Source organism: Mycobacterium talmoniae (assembly GCF_001854525.1).
Taxonomy (GTDB): Bacteria; Actinomycetota; Actinomycetes; order Mycobacteriales; family Mycobacteriaceae; genus Mycobacterium; species Mycobacterium talmoniae.
This window is the reverse complement of sequence record NZ_MLQM01000102.1, coordinates 1-18,980: the sequence shown is the minus strand read 5'-3', so window position 1 is coordinate 18,980 and position 18,980 is coordinate 1. Positions and strand designations below refer to the sequence as shown.

21 protein-coding genes are annotated in these 18,980 nt (G+C 69.1%); 15 read left to right on the top strand and 6 right to left on the bottom strand.

Features of this window, described 5'->3' with window-relative positions:
* Positions 1 to 397 (bottom strand): murein hydrolase activator EnvC family protein (locus BKN37_RS17395; RefSeq protein ID WP_071028111.1); only part of this gene is annotated, 397 nt, incomplete at its 3' end.
* A 235-nt stretch (positions 398 to 632) separates the two neighbouring features.
* Here BKN37_RS17395 and rpsB point away from each other — a divergent pair.
* From rpsB to BKN37_RS17375, 4 genes are all read left to right on the top strand, one after another.
* Complete coding sequence (gene rpsB, locus BKN37_RS17390; protein ID WP_071028108.1) at positions 633 to 1,454, top strand: 30S ribosomal protein S2; 822 nt, start codon at positions 633 to 635, stop codon at positions 1,452 to 1,454.
* A gap of 1 nt (position 1,455) precedes the next feature.
* Positions 1,456 to 2,271 carry a translation elongation factor Ts gene (gene tsf / locus BKN37_RS17385; protein ID WP_071028106.1) on the top strand — a complete coding sequence of 272 codons (816 nt, stop codon included), beginning with the start codon at positions 1,456 to 1,458 and terminating at the stop codon, positions 2,269 to 2,271.
* Positions 2,272 to 2,473: 202 nt separating this feature from the next.
* Complete coding sequence (locus BKN37_RS17380; protein ID WP_071028104.1) at positions 2,474 to 3,889, top strand: amidase; 1,416 nt, start codon at positions 2,474 to 2,476, stop codon at positions 3,887 to 3,889.
* A 215-nt stretch (positions 3,890 to 4,104) separates the two neighbouring features.
* A complete protein-coding gene (locus BKN37_RS17375) occupies positions 4,105 to 5,196 on the top strand; it encodes a hypothetical protein (protein WP_131823634.1) in 1,092 nt (363 codons plus the stop codon).
* Here BKN37_RS17375 and BKN37_RS17370 read toward each other — a convergent pair.
* Positions 5,193 to 5,645, bottom strand: a complete 453-nt coding sequence (locus BKN37_RS17370) for a MarR family winged helix-turn-helix transcriptional regulator (RefSeq protein ID WP_071028100.1) — start codon at positions 5,643 to 5,645, stop codon at positions 5,193 to 5,195. The genes BKN37_RS17375 and BKN37_RS17370 overlap by 4 nt on opposite strands.
* A 46-nt stretch (positions 5,646 to 5,691) precedes the next feature.
* Between BKN37_RS17370 and BKN37_RS17365 the strand changes: the two genes are divergently transcribed.
* The 4 genes from BKN37_RS17365 (at position 5,692) to BKN37_RS27910 (ending at position 8,800) form a co-directional block, all read left to right on the top strand.
* The gene (locus tag BKN37_RS17365; protein WP_071028098.1) at positions 5,692 to 6,378 is read left to right on the top strand and encodes a class I SAM-dependent methyltransferase; all 687 of its coding nucleotides are present in this window, start codon (positions 5,692 to 5,694) and stop codon (positions 6,376 to 6,378) included.
* A gap of 115 nt (positions 6,379 to 6,493) precedes the next feature.
* Positions 6,494 to 7,252: a UMP kinase gene (gene pyrH / locus BKN37_RS17360; RefSeq protein WP_071028096.1), complete on the top strand. Its 759-nt coding sequence runs from the start codon at positions 6,494 to 6,496 to the stop codon at positions 7,250 to 7,252.
* A gap of 61 nt (positions 7,253 to 7,313) precedes the next feature.
* Positions 7,314 to 7,871, top strand: a complete 558-nt coding sequence (gene frr, locus BKN37_RS17355; RefSeq protein WP_071028093.1) for a ribosome recycling factor — start codon at positions 7,314 to 7,316, stop codon at positions 7,869 to 7,871.
* Positions 7,871 to 8,800, top strand: coding sequence for a phosphatidate cytidylyltransferase (locus BKN37_RS27910; RefSeq protein ID WP_083341865.1), 930 nt, complete (start codon positions 7,871 to 7,873; stop codon positions 8,798 to 8,800). Before frr ends, BKN37_RS27910 begins: the two co-directional genes overlap by 1 nt.
* Here the strand turns inward: BKN37_RS27910 and BKN37_RS17345 are convergent.
* On the bottom strand, positions 8,684 to 10,156 hold the full coding sequence (locus tag BKN37_RS17345; protein WP_108772713.1) for an FAD-dependent oxidoreductase: 1,473 nt from the start codon (positions 10,154 to 10,156) through the stop codon (positions 8,684 to 8,686). The genes BKN37_RS27910 and BKN37_RS17345 overlap by 117 nt on opposite strands.
* A 116-nt stretch (positions 10,157 to 10,272) precedes the next feature.
* Between BKN37_RS17345 and rlmN the strand changes: the two genes are divergently transcribed.
* Positions 10,273 to 11,361: a dual-specificity RNA methyltransferase RlmN gene (gene rlmN / locus BKN37_RS17340; RefSeq protein ID WP_071028086.1), complete on the top strand. Its 1,089-nt coding sequence runs from the start codon at positions 10,273 to 10,275 to the stop codon at positions 11,359 to 11,361.
* A gap of 169 nt (positions 11,362 to 11,530) precedes the next feature.
* On the opposite strand, the gene BKN37_RS17335 is transcribed toward rlmN, so the two are convergent.
* Both BKN37_RS17335 and BKN37_RS17330 read right to left on the bottom strand, forming a co-directional pair.
* A complete protein-coding gene (locus BKN37_RS17335) occupies positions 11,531 to 11,785 on the bottom strand; it encodes a DUF2631 domain-containing protein (RefSeq protein WP_071028083.1) in 255 nt (84 codons plus the stop codon).
* A gap of 83 nt (positions 11,786 to 11,868) precedes the next feature.
* A complete protein-coding gene (locus BKN37_RS17330; RefSeq protein ID WP_071028081.1) occupies positions 11,869 to 12,201 on the bottom strand; it encodes a hypothetical protein in 333 nt (110 codons plus the stop codon).
* Positions 12,202 to 12,477: 276 nt separating this feature from the next.
* Between BKN37_RS17330 and BKN37_RS17325 the strand changes: the two genes are divergently transcribed.
* The 6 genes from BKN37_RS17325 to BKN37_RS17300 are packed head-to-tail and all read left to right on the top strand — an operon-like array spanning position 12,478 to position 18,176.
* Entirely contained in the window at positions 12,478 to 13,323 is an 846-nt protein-coding gene (locus BKN37_RS17325; RefSeq protein WP_071028113.1) for an AraC family transcriptional regulator, read from the top strand.
* Positions 13,277 to 13,678: a VOC family protein gene (locus tag BKN37_RS17320; protein WP_071028079.1), complete on the top strand. Its 402-nt coding sequence runs from the start codon at positions 13,277 to 13,279 to the stop codon at positions 13,676 to 13,678. The genes BKN37_RS17325 and BKN37_RS17320 overlap by 47 nt, the downstream gene beginning before the upstream one ends.
* 18 nt (positions 13,679 to 13,696) lie before the next feature.
* Entirely contained in the window at positions 13,697 to 14,854 is a 1,158-nt protein-coding gene (gene dxr / locus BKN37_RS17315) for a 1-deoxy-D-xylulose-5-phosphate reductoisomerase (protein WP_071028077.1), read from the top strand.
* Positions 14,854 to 16,074, top strand: a complete 1,221-nt coding sequence (locus BKN37_RS17310; protein WP_071028075.1) for a M50 family metallopeptidase — start codon at positions 14,854 to 14,856, stop codon at positions 16,072 to 16,074. The genes dxr and BKN37_RS17310 overlap by 1 nt, the downstream gene beginning before the upstream one ends.
* Positions 16,075 to 16,082: 8 nt before the next feature.
* Positions 16,083 to 17,261: a flavodoxin-dependent (E)-4-hydroxy-3-methylbut-2-enyl-diphosphate synthase gene (gene ispG, locus BKN37_RS17305; RefSeq protein WP_071028073.1), complete on the top strand. Its 1,179-nt coding sequence runs from the start codon at positions 16,083 to 16,085 to the stop codon at positions 17,259 to 17,261.
* 57 nt (positions 17,262 to 17,318) lie between these two features.
* The gene (locus BKN37_RS17300; RefSeq protein ID WP_071028071.1) at positions 17,319 to 18,176 is read left to right on the top strand and encodes a GNAT family N-acetyltransferase; all 858 of its coding nucleotides are present in this window, start codon (positions 17,319 to 17,321) and stop codon (positions 18,174 to 18,176) included.
* 116 nt (positions 18,177 to 18,292) lie between these two features.
* On the opposite strand, the gene BKN37_RS17295 is transcribed toward BKN37_RS17300, so the two are convergent.
* Positions 18,293 to 18,980: sensor domain-containing protein (locus BKN37_RS17295; protein ID WP_071028069.1), on the bottom strand; the 688-nt coding region annotated here is incomplete at its 5' end.

Sequence of the window (18,980 nt, the reverse complement as noted above, 5' to 3'; positions counted from 1 at the left end):
TCGCCCCCCAATGCAGACACGCCCCCGCACAGCCCGGATGCCCGGCCACCAACACGCCGATCGTCGCTCCGGCCACCACCCGCTGCCCAACCCGCACGCTCGCCCGCACCGGCTCGTAACTGGTGTGCAATCCGCCAGGGTGTTCGATCGCCACCACCGGGCGCCGGGCCAGCGGCCCGGCGTACACCACCGTTCCGGCCCCGGCGGCATATACCGGCTGGTCAGGGGCGCCGGCCAAGTCCACCCCGCGGTGTCCGGGTGTCCAGTTCGGCGTCGGGGCGTCAAACGTCCGCAGCACCGCCGGGCGTGGCCGCAACGGCCACTCCAGCCGCACCGCGTCCCCGCGGGCTGGCGCCGCGCACACCAAAAAGACCAGGAGAACCAGCGTCCAGCGCATCTGCCCAGTGCACTGCGCGCCCGGCCCGGCGGCCAGTCAGTGCTGTGGACAAAGCACCTGCTCGGACCGTGTAAACTCACATCCCGCAGCTCGTGCAAGCGGGCTGACTTCGCGTGTCTGCGCCACAACCGGATACCGGACGGTCCCTGGAATCAGGGTTTCGGTATCTCAGCAGGCACCAGGGCCCGGCCTCACCCGACGCCGGGCGACAACCGACACACAAAAAGGCATAAGCATGGCCGTAGTCACCATGAAACAGCTGCTGGATAGCGGCACCCACTTCGGGCATCAGACCCGCCGGTGGAACCCCAAGATGAAGCGGTTCATCTTCACCGACCGCAACGGCATCTACATCATCGACCTGCAGCAGACGCTGACCTTCATCGACAAGGCGTACGAGTTCGTCAAGGAGACCGTCGCCCACGGTGGGTCGGTGCTGTTCGTCGGCACCAAGAAGCAGGCACAGGAATCCATCGCCGCCGAGGCGACCCGGGTTGGGATGCCGTATGTCAACCAGCGCTGGCTGGGCGGGATGCTCACGAACTTCTCCACCGTGCACAAGCGGCTGCAGCGCCTCAAGGAACTCGAGGCCATGGAGCAGACCGGCGGCTTCGAGGGCCGCACCAAGAAAGAGATCCTGGGCCTGACCCGCGAGAAGAACAAGCTGGAGCGCAGCCTCGGCGGTATCCGCGACATGAACAAGGTGCCCTCGGCGGTCTGGGTCGTCGACACCAACAAGGAGCACATCGCCGTCGGCGAGGCCCGCAAACTGGGTATCCCGGTGATCGCGATCCTGGACACCAACTGCGACCCGGACCTGGTCGACTACCCGATCCCGGGCAACGACGACGCGATCCGTTCGGCGGCGCTGCTGACCAAGGTGATCGCCTCGGCGGTCGCCGAGGGGCTGCAGGCCCGCGCCGGCCTCGGTAACGGGGAAGGGAAGCCCGAAGCCGAGTCGGCCGAGCCGCTGGCCGAATGGGAGCAGGAGCTGCTGGCCTCGGCGACCCCGGCGGCCGGCACCGAGACCACCACCGACACCACCACGGAAGGCTGAGATGGCGAACTTCACCGCTGCCGACGTCAAGCGGCTTCGGGAGTTGACCGGCGCCGGCATGCTCGACTGCAAGAATGCGCTGGCCGAATCGGACGGCGACTTCGACAAGGCCGTCGAGGTGCTGCGGATCAAGGGCGCCAAGGATGTCGGCAAGCGTGCCGAGCGGGCCACCGCCGAGGGCCTGGTCGCCGCCAAGGACGGCGCCCTGATCGAGCTGAACTCCGAAACCGACTTCGTCGCCAAAAACGCCGAATTCCAGCAGCTGGCCGCCGACATCGTGGCGGCGGCCGCGGCCTCCAAGGCCGCCGATGTCGACGCGCTGAAGGCGGCGAAGGCGGGCGACAAGACCGTCGAGCAGGCGATCGCGGAGCTGTCGGCCAAGATCGGCGAGAAGCTGGAACTGCGTCGCGTCGCCTACTTCGACGGCACCGTGGAGACCTACCTGCACAAGCGGGCGTCGGACCTGCCGCCGGCGGTGGGGGTGCTGGTCGAATACACCGGCAGCGACACCGAGGCCGCGCACGCGGTCGCGCTGCAGATCGCCGCGCTCAAGGCCAAGTACCTGTCCCGCGACGACGTGCCCGCCGACGTGGTGGCCAACGAGCGTCGCATCGCCGAGGAGACCGCCAAGGAAGAAGGCAAGCCCGAGCAGGCGCTGCCCAAGATCGTCGAGGGCCGGGTCAACGGATTCTTCAAGGACACCGTGCTGCTGGAGCAGTCGTCGGTGTCCGACTCGAAGAAGACCGTCAAGGCGCTGCTCGACGAGGCCGGTGTGACGGTCACCCGGTTCGTCCGGTTCGAGGTCGGCCAGGCCTAACGCCTGCGCGCCGAACGTGCGTCCACGGCGGGATTCGGCTCGATTTTCCGCCCTGGATGCACGTTCGGCGATGACGCGGTGATCCGCACAGCACGTAATGGGCCCCCTGCCGTTCGGTAGGGGGCCCATTACGTGGTGGATCAGAACAGGCTGAGCAGTTCGGCGGCCCTGCGGGCGCCCCGCACCGGATAGCATCAGCCGAATGGGACCTGTGCACGCCTTCGGCGACGACGCTCTCGGTGACCTCGACGCGGTCGCGCTGACCGAAGCGATCAAGGCCGGCAAGGTAAGTCGCGCCGACGTTGTCGAGGCGGCGATCGCCCGACTGGAGGCGGTCAACCCGAAGCTCAACGGGCTGGCCTATCCGGCCTTCGAGCGGGCCCGGGCGCGGGCCAGCGCCGCCCGCCCGCACGGCGGGTTCTTCGACGGGGTCCCGACATTTATCAAAGACAACGTCGACGTTGCGGGCATGCCGACCATGCAGGGCACCGACGCGTGGGATCCGCACCCGGCCGCCGCCGACGGTGAGTTCGCCCGGCTGTATCTGTCCACCGGACTCAACCCGCTGGGCAAAACCCAGCTCAGCGAGTTCGGATTCTCCGCGGCCGCCGAGCATCCGCGGCTGGGCCCGGTGCGCAACCCGTGGAACACCGACTACACCGCCGGCGCCTCGTCGTCGGGATCGGCGGCGTTCGGGGCCGCCGGCGTGGTGCCGATCGCGCACGCCAACGACGGTGGTGGGTCGATCCGGATCCCGGCGGCCGTCAACGGACTGGTGGGCCTCAAGCCGTCCCGCGGCCGGCTGCCGCTGGACAAGGATTTTCGGCAGATGCCGGTGCGCATCGTCTACAACGGCGTCGTGACGCGCTCGGTGCGCGACACCGCCGCGTTCTACCGTGAGACCGAGCGCACTTGGCGCAACCGCAAGCTGCCGGCCATCGGCGAGGTCACCGGCCCTAGCAAACGGCGGCTGAAGATCGCCGTGGTCACCCGGTCGGTCGGGCGGGACGCCAGTCCCGAGGTGCGTGAGCTGACGCTCAAGACCGCGGCCCTGTTGGAGGAGCTCGGCCACCGAACCGAATACATCGAAACACCGCCGGTGCCAGCGTATTTCGCCGACGACTTCCTGCTGTACTGGGCATTCCTCGCGACCGCGCTGGTCCGGCGCGGACGCCATATGTTCGGCCCTTCCTTCGATCGCAGCAAGCTGGACAACCTGACGCTGGGACTGGACCGGCACGCCACCCGTCACCTGCACCGGCTACCGCTGGCCGTCGCGCGGTTGGCCGCCTCGAGTCGGCGCAGCGCCCGGTTCTTCCGGGGCTACGACGCATTGTTAACCCCGACGGTCGCCCACGAGACCCCGCGGGTCGGGCACCTGGACCCGACCGCCGATTATGAGCAGGTCATCGACCGGCTGATGGACTGGGTGGCGTTTACGCCGCTGCAGAACGCTACCGGTGATCCGGCGATCTCGTTGCCGCTGACCCGCACCGCCGCCGGGCTGCCGCAGGGCATGATGTTCGCCGCCGAGCGCGGTGCGGAGGCCCGATTGCTAGAGCTGGCCTACGAACTCGAAGAGGCCCGGCCCTGGGCGCGAATCCAGGCTCCGCGCTGACCGGGGCCGAGCGGCGCGACGCTGCTTGGCTGCGACGGGGCCCGGTCTGCGCGGCACTGGCCGCGCTCCTGGTGGCGGCCACCGGGTGTTCGTGGTCGTCCCCACCGGCTCCCGTGCCCGGACACGGCTCGCTGATCGCCTACACCACGCCCAGACACACCCCGTGGTGGCAGCCCGGAGAGGTGAGTTTCACCTTGACGCAGGGTCCGACGCCCGTGGCGACCTGGACCAAACAGGTGGGCGCCTCCCGGTTCGGGTATGTCGGCGCACCCGCGTTCACCGCGGACGGCAAATACGCCTTCGCCCAGTACCACGACGAGCAGGCCGGGCGATACCCCTACGACGGCGGGGATATCCACGCCGAACTGGTGTGGATCGAGGTGGCGAGCCGACGGGTGCACGAGGCGCCGATCCCGGCCCGGTCGCGAACGGATTCTGAATCGCCGGCCCGGCCCGGGGCCCCGTATGCGCTGCACGGCAGCACCGTCGTATGGCAGGGTCTGGCGTCGCCGGATGCCAACGGGCAGATACCCCTGATGGCCCTGGATCTGAGCCAGCGGCATCCGGCTCCCCGCGCATTGCGCACCGTCCGGCTGCCCCCGCGGACCCCCGAGCAACAAGCCGGTGTCGACACCGACCACAACTACACCGGCACCGTGGTCGGCGCCGGTGGCGGGCGCGTGGTGATCGCCAACAAATACGGCGCCGACCGGGGCATCCTGGCCGACCGCCTGTTCCTGGTCGACCGCGACGGCACGGTCCGGGATCTGGGCCGCCGGCCCACCGTCTACTGGGCCAACGCGACGTTCAGCCCGGACGGAACCCGGTTCGCCTACGAGACCGGCACGGTTGCCGAACCCGCGGTGTGCCAACGGCATCAGGTCAGCGTGTTCGACGCGGCCACCGGTCAGCTGGCCGACGGTTTTCCGCCCGGCCCCTTCGATGCCAGTCCCAAGCCCTGCTTCTACGGCAATACCCAGAGCGCGGTGTGGTGGGCGCCCGGGGGCAGGCTGCGGGCCACCGGCAGCGCCGATCGATGCCCGACAAACCTGTCCGAGCCCACGCCCGATGCCGGCGTGTGGGAGCTGCGCGGAACCGGCTGGGCACCGATCGCCCCGGCCGGAACCTACCGCCTCTACCCGTTGTCGAACGGGGACACGGCCGTGGTCGCCAAGGTGCCGCGCCCACCCGATCAGCAGTGCCCCGACCAGCCGTCGACGGTCACGAGCTTGTTCCTCCGCACGGGCGGCAAACAGGTCCACCTCGCCGATGTGGAGGCAACCGGCGTCGCGGTCCCGGCGACCTAGACGCCCGGGTGCAGCACGTCGCAGGAATCCTGATCGGAGCCGAGCAACTCCAGCATGCGGCGGAACTCCCGCTGCTCGGCGCTGCTCAGCTTGGCCAGGATCCGGCCGTCGGCCGTCGAGACCGCGGCCTCGGCGCGTTTCAGCAATGCCTGACCGTCGCGGGTCAGCGTCGCCGGTAGCGCCCGCCCGGACGGCACGGACTCGGGCCGCGACACCGCGCCCAGCTCTTCCAGGCGCCGCAACACCGTGTTCATCGCCTGCGGGGTGACGTTGCCTTGCCGGGCCAGTTCCGCGCTGGACAGCCCCGGCCGCAACGAAAGCATTCGCATGCAGACGAATTCGGCCAACGACAGGTTCAGCGGTCGCAGCGCGGCGGCCACCTCGGGGCGCAGCGCGGCCCCCACACGGTGCAGCAAATAGCCCAGCGGCGCGTCGTCGATCTGTCCCACATCAACCATCTTGACATATATCAAGCACGTTGATATACAGAACGGCATGACTGAAACGCAGAAATTCGACTTCGATTTCGATCCGGCCTACCGCGGCGAGGCCGCCGAATTCGGGCCGGGCCAGCGCCCGCCGTGGAGCATCGGCGAACCGCAGCCCGAAATCGCCGCCCTGATCGAGCAGGGCAAGGTCCACGGCGAGGTCCTCGACGCCGGCTGCGGCGAGGCCGCCGTGTCGCTGTACCTGGCCGAACGCGGCCACAACACCGTCGGGCTGGACGCCTCGCCGACCGCGATCGAGTTGGCCAAGGCCGAGGCGGCCAAGCGTGGGCTGGCCAACGCCGATTTCGCGGTCGCCGACATCTCGTCGTTCACCGGTTACGACGGCCGGTTCGACACCATCATCGATTCCACCCTGTTCCACTCGATGCCGGTCGAGTTGCGGGAGGGCTATCAGCGGTCGATCGTGCGTGCCGCCGCACCCGGGGCGTCGTATTTCGTGCTGGTCTTCGACCGGGCCGGGATGCCGGAGAGCCCCGGCCCCAACCCCGTCACCGAAGACGAGCTGCGTGAGGTGGTTTCTAGGTACTGGGTGATCGAAGAGATCCGTCCGGCCCGCATTCACGCCAACTTCCCCGACAAGTTGCCCGCCGAGTTCCCCGTGGTGGATCTGCGCGACGAGGGCAACGGACGCAAGTCGGTGCCGGCCTGGCTGCTGTCGGCGCATCTGGGCTGACGCTGCACCCCGGGCATTCCGCGGCCCGCATGATGAGGCAGGATAGAGCCTGCCGTCGTGGGTGATTGCCTGCGATGGCGCTGTCATGCGAGGACCGTGGAGCCTGAGGAGCCTGATGACGGAGCCGACCAGCACCGGCGGCGGTCAGGCCGTCCCCCCGCCGGGTCGCCCCAAGTACACCCGAGTGTTGCTCAAACTCGGTGGCGAGATGTTCGGCGGGGGACAGGTCGGGCTGGACCCCGACGTGGTCGCGCAGGTGGCCCGCCAAATCGCCGAAGTCGTGCGCGACGGGGTGCAGGTCGCCGTCGTGATCGGCGGCGGCAACTTCTTCCGCGGCGCCCAACTGCAGGAGCGCGGCATGGACCGGATGCGCTCGGACTACATGGGGATGCTCGGCACCGTCATGAACAGCCTTGCGCTGCAAGACTTTCTCGAAAAGGAAGGGATCGTCACCCGGGTTCAGACCGCCATCACGATGGGGCAGGTCGCCGAGCCCTACATCCCGCTGCGGGCCCAGCGTCACCTGGAGAAGGGCCGGGTGGTGATCTTCGGTGCCGGCATGGGGTTGCCGTACTTCTCCACCGACACCACCGCCGCCCAGCGGGCCCTGGAGATCGGCGCCGACGTGGTGTTGATGGCCAAGGCCGTCGACGGGGTGTTCGCCGACGATCCGCGGGTCAACCCCGACGCCGAACTGCTCACCGCGATCAGCCACCGCGAAGTCATCGACCGCGGGCTGCGGGTGGCCGACGCCACCGCCTTTAGCCTGTGCATGGACAATGGCATGCCGATCCTGGTGTTCAACCTGCTCACCGACGGCAATATCGCGCGGGCGGTCGCAGGTGAGAAGATCGGAACACTGGTCACCACCTGACCGCGCATGCCGTGGCCGCCGGCGACGATGCAGAGCGAAGCGATGAGAAGGAGCGGCGCAGATGATTGACGAGGCTCTCTTCGACGCCGAAGAGAAAATGGAAAAGGCCGTATCGGTGGCGCGGGACGATTTGGCGACCATCCGCACCGGCCGGGCCAACCCGGGCATGTTCTCCCGGATTGTCATCGACTATTACGGCGCAACCACCCCGATCACCCAGCTGGCCAGCATCAATGTTCCCGAGGCGCGGCTGGTGGTCATCAAACCGTACGAAGCCGCGCAGCTACACGCGATCGAGACCGCGATCCGCAACTCGGACCTGGGCGTCAACCCCAGCAATGACGGCACGCTGATCCGGGTGGCGGTGCCGCAGCTGACCGAGGAACGGCGCAAGGAACTGGTCAAGCAGGCCAAGGCCAAGGGGGAGGACGCCAAGGTCTCGGTGCGCAACATCCGTCGTAAAGCGATGGAGGAACTGCACCGGATCCGCAAAGACGGCGACGCCGGTGAGGACGAGGTCGGCCGCGCGGAAAAGGACCTCGACAAGACCACGCAGCAGTACGTCAGCCAGATCGACGAGCTGGTCAAACACAAGGAAGGCGAGTTGCTGGAGGTCTAATGGCCGCGCAGCAATCACTATCCGTGGCAGACACCGAGACCGGCGCATCCCCGGCTGACGGGCCGGGGCTTCCGGCGCAGCCGGGACCGCAGCCGGGCACCCCGAAAACTTCCCGCGCCGGGCGCAATCTGCCGGCCGCGATCGCGGTGGGCGCGCTGCTGGCCGGCATGCTGGTGACGGTCCTGCTCGTCGCACCGCACCTGTGGGTTGTGGTGCTCGCCGTGGCCACCCCGATCGCCACCCATGAGGTGACCCGACGGCTGCGGGAAGCCGGCTACGACGTGCCGTTCCTGCCGTTGCTGCTCGGCGGGCAGGCGATGGTGTGGTTGAGCTGGCCGTTCGGCGTCGCCGGGGTGCTGGGCGCATTCGGCGGCACCGTCGTGGTGTGCATGGTTTGGCGGCTATTGGGTCAAGGCTTGAGCCACACCCCGGTCAACTACCTGCGCGACATGTCGGCCACGGTGCTGCTCGCGGTGTGGGTGCCGTTGTTCATGTCCTTCGGTGCCCTGCTGATCTACCCCGCCGACGGCGCGGGTCGGGTGTTCTGTCTGCTGGCCTCGGTGGTGTGCTCCGACGTGGGCGGCTACACCGCCGGCGTGCTGTTCGGCAAGCACCCGATGGCGGCGGCGATCAGCCCGAAGAAGTCCTGGGAGGGGTTCGCCGGGTCGCTGTTGTTCGGGCTGACCGGGGCGGTGCTGGCGGTGACGTTCCTGCTCCCCGACAAACCGTGGTGGGTGGGCCTGCCGCTGGGGTTGTTGCTGGTCACCGTCGGCACGCTGGGCGACCTGGTGGAGTCCCAGGTCAAACGCGACCTAGGGATCAAGGACATGGGCACCATGCTGCCCGGCCACGGCGGCCTGATGGACCGGCTCGACGGTCTGCTGCCCGCGGCGGCGACGACGTGGATTGTGCTGACCGTGCTGAGCTGAGCCGCCCGGTGCCCAGCGGCGCCGCAGATTGCCGACCAACACGCGGGCCAGCAGCGACGGGTCCTGTAGCCGGGTGGGCGGGTCCACCAGGCTGGTCACCCGAAACAGCCGTTCGGTGAGCACGATGTCATGCTCGGCGGCCCGCAACGCCTGGTTGGTGGTCCAACTCCGCAGCCGGGTGGGCAGCGAGCGTCGTCCCTGGTTCGGGGCCTGCGCCCGGTCGGTGGCCTGATTCATCGCCCACACCGGGCCGATGAGGTCGGCGGCGGCGCGGAAAAATCGTTGGGGCAGGTGGCGGTCGCCGCCGTGCAACTGGTCGCGCAGCGCGACGGCTTGCAGCGCCGCCATTGCCATGCCCTGCCCGTGGATCGGGTTGAGGCTGCACAGCGCATCGCCGATGACCACCAGCCCCGCCGGGAATCGAGGCATCCGGTCGTAGCGGCGCCAGGCCCCGGCCGGGAGCCGGGAGACGGCCACCGCGCCGAGCGGTTCGGCGGCGTGCAGGCCCGCCAGAATCGGCGGCGGCGCGAAGTGCTCGGCCAGCGCGAGCATGCCGGCCAGGTCGGCCGGGGGCTCGGGGTCGATGCCCAGCTGGCCGACGGTCAGCATCCAGGAGCCGTGCTCATAGGCCAGCAGGCCACCGATCGGCAAGCCTCGCCCGGGGCGGACCAGCACCATCTTCTCGTCGATCATGCCGTCCGGGATACGCAGCAGCTGGGAGAAATACGTGCCCGGGGCCGCGGTGCGCTGTTCGGCGGGACGGCCATAGCCCAGGTCGTCGAGGAAGGCCGGGGTGCGCGCGGCGCGCCCCATCGCATCGACCACCAGGTCGGCGTGCAGCGCGGATTCTGCACCGGTGGCGCGGTTGACCACCCGCACCCCGGTCAGCCGGTCGGCGGTCGCGGCGATCGGCGCGACCACGTCGTGGCAGTCGAGGAACCGGATCCCGCCTAGGGCGGCGACCCGGCGTCGCAGGTGGAACTCCAAAAACGGCCGGCTCGCCAGGTGGACGACCAGGGCCGCCGGGTCGGCGACCCGCTGGGTGCGGTTCAGCCCGTACCGGCCCAGGCGCACGTAGATGCGCGACAGGTCGCCATCGTCGATGACCTGGGCGCCGTCGGCGACCAGCTCATCGAGAAACCCCGGAAACAGCTCCTCGAGGACCTGCCAGCCGCGACTCAGCATGCTGTGCAGGTGGCGGCCCTGCGGGATCCCGCGCCGGTGCATCGGACCGGTGGGCAACGTGTCCCGCTCGACCAGGGTGACCCGCGGGTAGGACTCCGACAGCGCACGGGCGGCCAGCAGCCCGGCCATGCCCGCGCCGAGGACGACAGCGTGTTGGTGTGACTCGGTCATCGTGCCGACCCTACCCCAAAAAATAAGAAAAATAAGGGGTTAGTAAAGAATCTTTAAGGTCGTGTCGGGCCGGCGGGTTCGGAGCGGCGGCCCCGACGGCCCATACTGGACCGGACATGAAACAGCAGCTGGTGTTTGAGGCGCCGCGGCGGGCATTGCCGCCGCGGCATTTGGCCGATCTGGACGCGACCGGTCGCGCGGCCGCGGTGTCCGAGCTGGGCTTGCCGGCGTTTCGCGCCAAGCAGCTTGCCCACCAGTACTACGGCCGGCTGATCGCCGACCCGCAGCAGATGACCGACCTGCCGGCCGCGGTGCGCGCCTCGGTCGCCGACGCGTTGTTCCCGACGCTGCTGACCGCGACCCGCGAGATCGAATGCGACGCCGGGCAGACCCGCAAGATGGTGTGGCGCGCCGTCGATGGCACCAGCTTCGAGTCGGTGGTGATGCGCTATCCGCGGCGTAACACGGTGTGCATCTCCTCGCAGGCCGGCTGCGGGATGGCCTGCCCGTTCTGTGCCACCGGGCAGGGCGGCTTGACCCGCAACCTGTCGACCGCCGAGATCGTCGAGCAGGTGCGCGCGGCGGCGGTCGAATTGCGCGACCGCGACCATGGCCGGCTGTCCAACATCGTGTTCATGGGGATGGGGGAGCCGTTAGCCAACTACAACCGGGTGCTGGCCGCGGTGCGCCGGATCACCGAACCGACCGGCTTCGGCATCTCCGCGCGGGCGGTGACGGTGTCGACGGTCGGGTTGGCCCCGGCGATCCGCAAGTTGGCCGACGAGCGTCTCGGGGTGACGTTGGCGCTGTCGCTGCACGCCCCCGACGACGAGCTGCGCGACACCTTGGTGCCGGTGAACAACCGATGGAAGATCGCCGAGGCGCTGGACGCCGCCCGCTACTACGCCGAGGCGACCGGTCGCCGGGTGTCGGTGGAATACGCGCTGATCCGCGACGTCAACGATCAGCCCTGGCGGGCCGATCTCCTGGGCAAGCGGCTGCACGGCGCGCTCGGGCCGCTGGTGCACGTCAACCTGATCCCGCTCAACCCGACACCGGGCAGCGACTGGGACGCCAGCCCCAAGCCGGTGGAGCGGGAGTTCGTGCGCCGAGTCCGCGCCCACGGGGTGTCCTGCACGGTGCGCGATACCCGCGGCCGCGAGATCGCCGCCGCCTGCGGCCAGCTGGCCGCCGAGGAAGGTTAGCGCCTGTTGCCGGCGCAGGCGGCATCGAGTCTGCGGCTACGGCGTCGAGTCTGCGGCCAGGACGGCTTTTCGCCCCGGATGTGGGCGTGTGCGCAGGCTCGATGCCGTCAACGCAGGCTCGATGCCCTCAACGCAGATTCGATGCCCTGGGCGCAGGTTCGCGCCCGAGCTAGCGGATCCAGCCGCGGCGTCGACCCCACACGTCGCGCACCACGACAAACAGGGACAACGCCGCGAACCCGATCAGGAACCAGTCCTCGATGTGGCCGACGTGGTTGCCGCGCAGCATCAGCAGCAGGAATCCGACGATGCCCAAGCCGACGAAGTGCCAGGTGCGGTGGTTGATCTTGCTCCAGCCCCAGTCCGCGGACGGTACGTCGGCCGTGTCAACCCCGGTGTGGCGCTCCACTTCGGTACTGACCACGTCTGCTCCTATTTGGCTTGCACTGGCAACGTTGCCGACATTCTGGCACACCCGTCGGCCACCACCGAGGGGCCCTCGGCCCGTTATCCCGCTAGGCCCACCGCGGATAGCACGGTGGCGGTGGTTTCCAGCAGTGCCACCGGCGTCTCCGGGAACAGCGACGGGAAGGAGTTCAGTGCCGACGCGCTGTTCTCCAGGATCTGCGCGGCGTTGAGCTTTTCGAACTGGATCTCTTGCTCGGCGACGGACTCCTCCAGTGCGGCGGTCGCCTCCGCGGTGGTCGTGTCGTTGCTGGTGTCCGGCCCCGGCGGCGGTGTCGGGTCGGCCGCCGCAGTCGGGTTTGATACCGCCATGGCCAAGAACAAACCTGCGGCCACGCTCGCGGTCAGGGTGGCGGAGTTCTTGGTCAAAGTCATTGGTTCTCCTCATCTGAGACTCATCCGGGACGATTTATTTGCATCTGCGGTGAATTGCCTGTGTCGCGGAGGTCGAGTTAAGGCCAGTTGCGACAGTGGCTCAAGCGACCGCAGTGGTGCTTGATGGAACTGATACGAGCGTGAAGCCGTTTAGTGACAGCGGGTTTGGCCGCTCGCCGTGCCGCGCTGGGATTACCGTGGACTCTGATGGCCACCGACCAGCGGATCTCGGACTTCGCCGTCGCGCCGCCGCACAGCGCGCCCGGTGTGACGTCGATGGTGGGTTACCGCGCCCTTGAGGTGCCCGAGCCCGCTGTGCATCGGGGCATGCCGTCGTCGACGTTGACGTTCATCGTCAGCCTCGACGACGGGGTGGAGGCCGCGGACACCGCCGACGCCCTGCCGGCCGCCCGGCCGCATCCGATCATCCTGGGTGGGCTGCACGTGCAGGCCAGCCATGTGCGGCAGCGTCGCGGCCAAGCCGGCGTGCAGGTGGCGGTGCATCCGTTGGCGTCGCGCGCGCTGTTCGGGGTGCCCGCCGCCGAACTCAGCGTGACCGACTTCGACGCGGGCCCGGTGCTGGGCCGCGCGGCGGCCGAACTCCACGAACGGAGCACCGAAGCACGCCGGTGGCCGGAGGCCTTCGCGTTGGTGACGAACTACCTGGTGGCTGCCCGGCAACGGCGCGACCGGGTGACCGTGCGCCCCGAGGTGGCCTATGCCTGGCACCTGCTGGAGCGCAGCCGGGGCCGGGCGCCGGTGGGCGCGCTCGCCGAACGGGTCGGGGTGAGCACCCGGCACCTGAGCACATTGTTTCGCCGCGAAGTGGGTCGCACGCCCAAGACGGTCGCGATGCTGATGCGGTTCGAGTACGCGGCCGCCCGGATCGCCGACGCGGCGCGCCGGCGCCAGCGGGTTGACCTGGCCGGGATCGCCGCGGACGCCGGGTACTGCGACCAGGCCCACCTGACCCGTGAGTTCGTGCGGTTCACCGGCGTGTCGCCGCGGGTCTGGCTGGCCGACGAGTTCCAAAACATCCAAGACGGCGGCCACCACGTCCGATCAGAGTGGTGCCATGACCAATTCGAATCCGACCGTCTGGTTGACCCTGCAGGCGCATAACGCGCCGAAACTCATCGACTACTACGTCGACACCTTCGGTTTCGTCGTCACCGCCCGCTGCGGCGACGGCGACACCGTCGACCACGCCGAGCTGAGCTGGCCCGACGGCGCCGGCGGCGTCATGCTCGGCAGCTACAAACCCGGCACCGAGTGGTGCCGCGAACCGGGCACCGCGGGCGGCTACGTCGTCACTACCGACCCCGCCGCGCTCTACGAACGCGTGCTGCAGCACAAAGCCGACATCGTCCGGCCGCTGGCCGACACCGACTACGGCGCCCGCGAGTTCGCGGTGCGTGATCCGGAGGGCAACCTGTGGTCGTTCGGCGACTATGCCGGAGCGCCGCAGCAGGCCTGAGCGGGGCACAATGGGCAGGTGACGAACCGCCGCCGCCGCGTGCTGATCCTGGGTTCCACCGGCTCGATCGGCACCCAGGCGCTGCAGGTCATCGCCGCCAACCCGGACCGCTTCGAGGTGGTCGGGCTGGCCGCCGGTGGCGGGCGCCCCGACCTGATCGCGCGTCAGCGCGCCGAGACCGGGGTGACCAACATCGCCGTCACCGACGAGCGCGCCGCCGACACCCTCGACGTCCCCTACCGCGGCCCCGACGCGGTCACCCGGCTGGTGCACGACACCGGGGCCGATGTGGTGCTCAACGCGCTGGTGGGGGCGCTGGGGCTGCGGCCCACCCTGGCCGCGCTGGAGACGGGTGCGACGCTGGCGCTGGCCAACAAGGAGTCGCTGGTGGCCGGGGGCCCGCTGGTGTTGGGCGCCGCGGCGCCCGGCCAGATCGTGCCGGTGGACTCCGAGCATTCGGCGATGGCGCAGTGCCTGCGCGGCGGCACCGCCGACGAGGTCGCCAAGATCGTGCTCACCGCCTCCGGCGGCCCGTTCCGCGGCTGGACCGCCGCCGATCTGGAGCACGTCACCCCCGAGCAAGCCGGCGCGCATCCGACCTGGTCGATGGGCCCGATGAACACCCTGAACTCGGCGTCGCTGGTCAACAAGGGCCTTGAGCTCATCGAAACCCACCTGCTGTTTTCGGTGCCCTACGACCGCATCGAGGTCGTTGTGCACCCGCAGTCCATCGTGCATTCGATGGTCACCTTCACCGACGGTTCGACGATCGCCCAAGCCAGCCCCCCGGATATGCGGCTGCCGATCGCGTTGGCGCTGGGCTGGCCGGAGCGGGTGCCCCTCGCGGCCCCGGCCTGCGACTTCACCACCGCCTCCACCTGGGAGTTTGAGCCGCTAGACGCCGAGGTGTTTCCGGCCGTGGAGTTGGCTCGACACGCCGGGCGGGCCGGTGGCTGCCTGACCGCGGTGTACAACGCGGCCAACGAAGAGGCGGCCGAGGCGTTTCTGGCCGGCCGGATCGGCTTCCCCACGATCGTGCGCACCATCGCCGATGTGCTGCACGCCGCAGACCAGTGGGCCGCACAACCCGCTACCGTGGATGACGTACTTGACGCGCAGCGCTGGGCCCGGGAGCGGGCCAGGTGCGCCGTCGCACAGGAGGGCGTACACACCTGATGATGTTTGGTATCGGCATCGCGCTGTTTGCGCTGGCCATCCTGGTGTCGGTGGCGCTGCACGAGTGCGGCCACATGTGGGTGGCCCGCGCGACCGGGATGAAGGTGCGCCGCTACTTCGTTGGCTTCGGCCCGACCCTGTGGTCGACCCGGCGCGGCGACACCGAGTACGGACTCAAGGCCGCCCCGCTGGGCGGCTTCTGCGACATCGCCGGGATGACCGCGATCGAGGAGCTGGCGCCCGACGAGGTTGACCGCGCCATGTACAAGCAGAAAACCTGGAAACGGGTCGCGGTGCTGGCCGCCGGGCCGGGGATGAACTTCGTCATCGGGCTGGTGTTGATCTACGTGATCGCGGTGATCTGGGGTCTGCCCAACCTGCATCCGCCCACCTCCGCCGTCATCGGTGAAACCGCGTGTGTCGCACCCGAAGTCGCCAAAGGCGAGGTGGGGAAGTGCACCGGTCCCGGCCCGGCGGCCAGCGCCGGGATCCGTCCCGGCGACGTGGTGGTCAAGGTCGGCGACACCGAGGTGTCCAGCTTCGAGGAGATGGCCACCGCGGTGCGCAAACAGCACGGCGTGGTGCCGATCGTCGTCGAGCGGGACGGCGCCACGATGACCAAGTACGTCGCGGTCACCCCCACCCAGCGCTGGATCCCCACCAAGGACGGTGCGGCCACCGGGCCGTCGACCGTCGGCGCGATCGGGGTGGGCGCCGCCCAGTTCGGCCCCACCCACTACAACGTGTTCACCGCGGTGCCGGCCACGTTCAGTTTCACCGGCGACCTGTCGGTGCTGCTGGGCAAGTCGCTGGCCGCCATCCCGACCAAGGTCGGTGCCCTGGTGCACTCGATCAGCTCGCCGAACCAACCGCGCGACCCCGAAACACCGATCAGCGTGGTCGGCGCCTCCATCATCGGCGGGGACACCGTCGAGGCCGGGGTGTGGGTGGCGTTCTGGTTCTTTTTGGCGCAGCTGAACTTCATCCTGGGGGCGCTGAACCTAGTGCCGTTGCTGCCGTTCGACGGTGGGCACATCGCGATCGCGGTATTCGAAAAGATCCGCAACATGATCCGGTCGGCGCGCGGGCTGGTGGCCGCGGCGCCGGTGAACTATCTCAAGCTGATGCCGGCAACCTACGTAATCTTGATCGTGGTGGTCGGCTACATGCTGCTGACCGTCACCGCCGACGTGGTCAACCCGATCAGGCTGTTCCAATAGGAGACCAAATGACAACCGGCCTGGGTATGCCGACAGCCCCGGCGCCCACGCTGTCGCCGCGACGCAAAACCCGCCAGCTGATGGTCCGCGACGTCGGGGTGGGCAGCGACTACCCGATTTCGGTGCAGTCGATGTGCACCACCAAAACCCACGACATCAACTCGACGCTGCAGCAGATCGCCGAGCTGACCGCCGCCGGATGCGACATCGTGCGGGTGGCGTGCCCGCGGCAGGAGGACGCCGACGCGCTGCCGGCGATCGCCAAGAAAAGTCAGATCCCGGTGATCGCCGACATCCACTTCCAGCCCAAGTACATCTTCGCCGCCATCGACGCCGGCTGCGCCGCGGTGCGGGTCAACCCCGGCAACATCAAGGAGTTCGACGGCCGGGTCGCCGAGGTGGCCAAGGCCGCCGGGGACGCCGGCATCCCGATCCGCATCGGCGTCAACGCGGGGTCGCTGGACAAGCGGTTTTTGGAGAAGTACGGCAAGGCCACCCCGGAGGCGCTGGTGGAATCGGCGCTGTGGGAGGCGTCGCTGTTCGAGGAACACGGCTTCTCCGACATCAAGATCAGCGTCAAGCACAACGACCCGGTGGTGATGGTGGCCGCCTACGAACAGCTGGCCGCCGCCTGCGACTACCCGCTGCACCTGGGGGTCACCGAGGCCGGTCCGGCGTTTCAGGGCACCATCAAATCCGCGGTGGCGTTCGGGGCGCTGCTGTCGAAAGGCATCGGGGACACCATCCGGGTGTCCTTGTCGGCTCCGCCGGTCGAGGAAGTCAAGGTCGGCACCCAGATCCTGGAATCGCTGAACCTGCGGCCGCGTGGGCTGGAGATCGTGTCCTGCCCGTCGTGCGGACGCGCCCAGGTCGACGTCTACACGCTGGCCAACGAGGTCACCGCCGGTCTGGAGGGACTCGACGTGCCGCTGCGGGTGGCGGTGATGGGCTGCGTCGTCAACGGCCCGGGGGAGGCCCGCGAAGCCGACCTGGGCGTGGCGTCGGGCAACGGCAAGGGCCAGATCTTCGTGCGCGGCGAGGTGATCAAGACGGTGCCGGAGGCGCAGATCGTCGAGACGCTGATCGAGGAGGCCCTGCGGCTGGCCGGTGAAATGGGCTCCGACGGCGCCGTAGAACACGGTCCGGATACAACTACGAGCGGTTCGCCCATTGTGACCGTAAGCTGAGCACAGCCGTGTGCGGCCGCCCGGCCGTCGGTTCGTAGTCCGCAGAAGGTCTGAAGTATGTCGGCTCCGCCCATCTTTCGTCTGGTCGATGAGCGACGGGTGTCGGTGGTGCGCGACCCCGCCGCGGCGTGGCGGGTCTTCGACGCCGACCCGGTGGGGTCGTGCATGGTGGCCGCCCGCGTTGCCGACCACGGCGGAGTCGAGCCCAGCGCCATCGGCGGCGAACTGTGGACCCGCCGCGGTGCCGACGAGTCGTTGTGCTACGCCGGGGGCAATCTGATTCCACTGCGCGGGGCCGCCGCCGACCTCAACGCGTTCGCCGACAAGGCGATGAGTATGTCGCGGCGCTGCTCGTCGCTGGTGGGGCGGGCCGAACTGGTGCTGCCGATGTGGCAGCGGCTGGAGTCGGGCTGGGGACCAGCGCGCGACGTGCGCGACCGCCAACCGCTGATGGCGTTACGGTCGATGCCGACGTGTCCGATGGATTCCGCGGTGCGTCAGGTGCAGCCCGACGAACTGGACGCCTACCTGGTGGCCGCGGTGGATATGTTCATCGGCGAGGTCGGTGTCGACCCACGACTGGGCGACGGCGGCCGCGGTTATCGCCGCCGGGTGTCCAACCTGATCGCCGCGGGTCGGGCCTGGGCCCGGTTTGAGCACGGCGAGGTGGTCTTCAAGGCCGAGGTGGGGGCGCAATCGCCGGCGGTCAGCCAGATCCAGGGAGTCTGGGTGCATCCGGAGCGACGCGGGCAGGGCCTGGGCAGCGCCGGCACCGCCATGCTGGCCGCGGTGATCGTGGGCACCGGCCGCATCGCCAGCCTGTACGTCAACGACTTCAACACCGTCGCCCGCGCCACCTACCAGCGGATCGGGTTCACCGAAGTGGGTACCTTCGCGACCGTGCTGCTGGACTAGGGCCGCCGGGTCGTCTGGCGTTGAGATTGCACTGAGGGCTGTGGATTTCGCGTCCACCCGCGACCCTGGACGCAATCTCAAACTCGCCGGGCCACAGCTCCAGTCGACCGCCGCGCCTACTGGATCTTGGCCGCGATCTTGTTGGCGATGTCGACGTTCTGGGTGGTCAGACCCGGCGCGCAGGCCATGACGTCGATGATGACGTTGGCGCGCAGCATCAGGGCGCGCCCGCACACGTTGCTACCGCCTTGTTTGGTGACGGTGATGGTGTATAGGCCCGGGGCGGGCATGCCTTCTTGGCCGAAGGTCCACGGCTGTGCCCCGTTGGGGTTACTGACAGTGAAAGTGCGCCCTGCGCACGCCTTCCACTGATCGGGCAGGCTCAACACGGTGGGCCGGGCGGCGTCTTGACTGGGGTAGGCGATGAGGCCTTGGGCCACCGACACCGCGTCATGGGTGGCGCCGACTTGCTTGACGACCTGTGACCGCGTATCGGACCAGCCGCTGCCGTCGTAGGTGGCGGCCTGGACCGGCATCCATGCACTCAGACAGCCCTTGTCGGAGACCGAACTCTGGTCGTCCCACAGGGCGTTGCGAACCGGGTCCGCCTGCAGCGGTGTGCCCATGATGCTGCTGACTTCGTCCGCGCTGAGCAACAGTCCGGCCAGTTCCGCGGCCGCCACCGCGGTCGGCGGCGGCGCGGCGGCGGTGGTAGTGGGGGCGGTGGTGGTCGATTCCGCCGCGGGGGTTGTGGTGGGTGCGGCGACGGTGGACGTGGGCGTTTCCGCCGGCCCGGATTTGCCC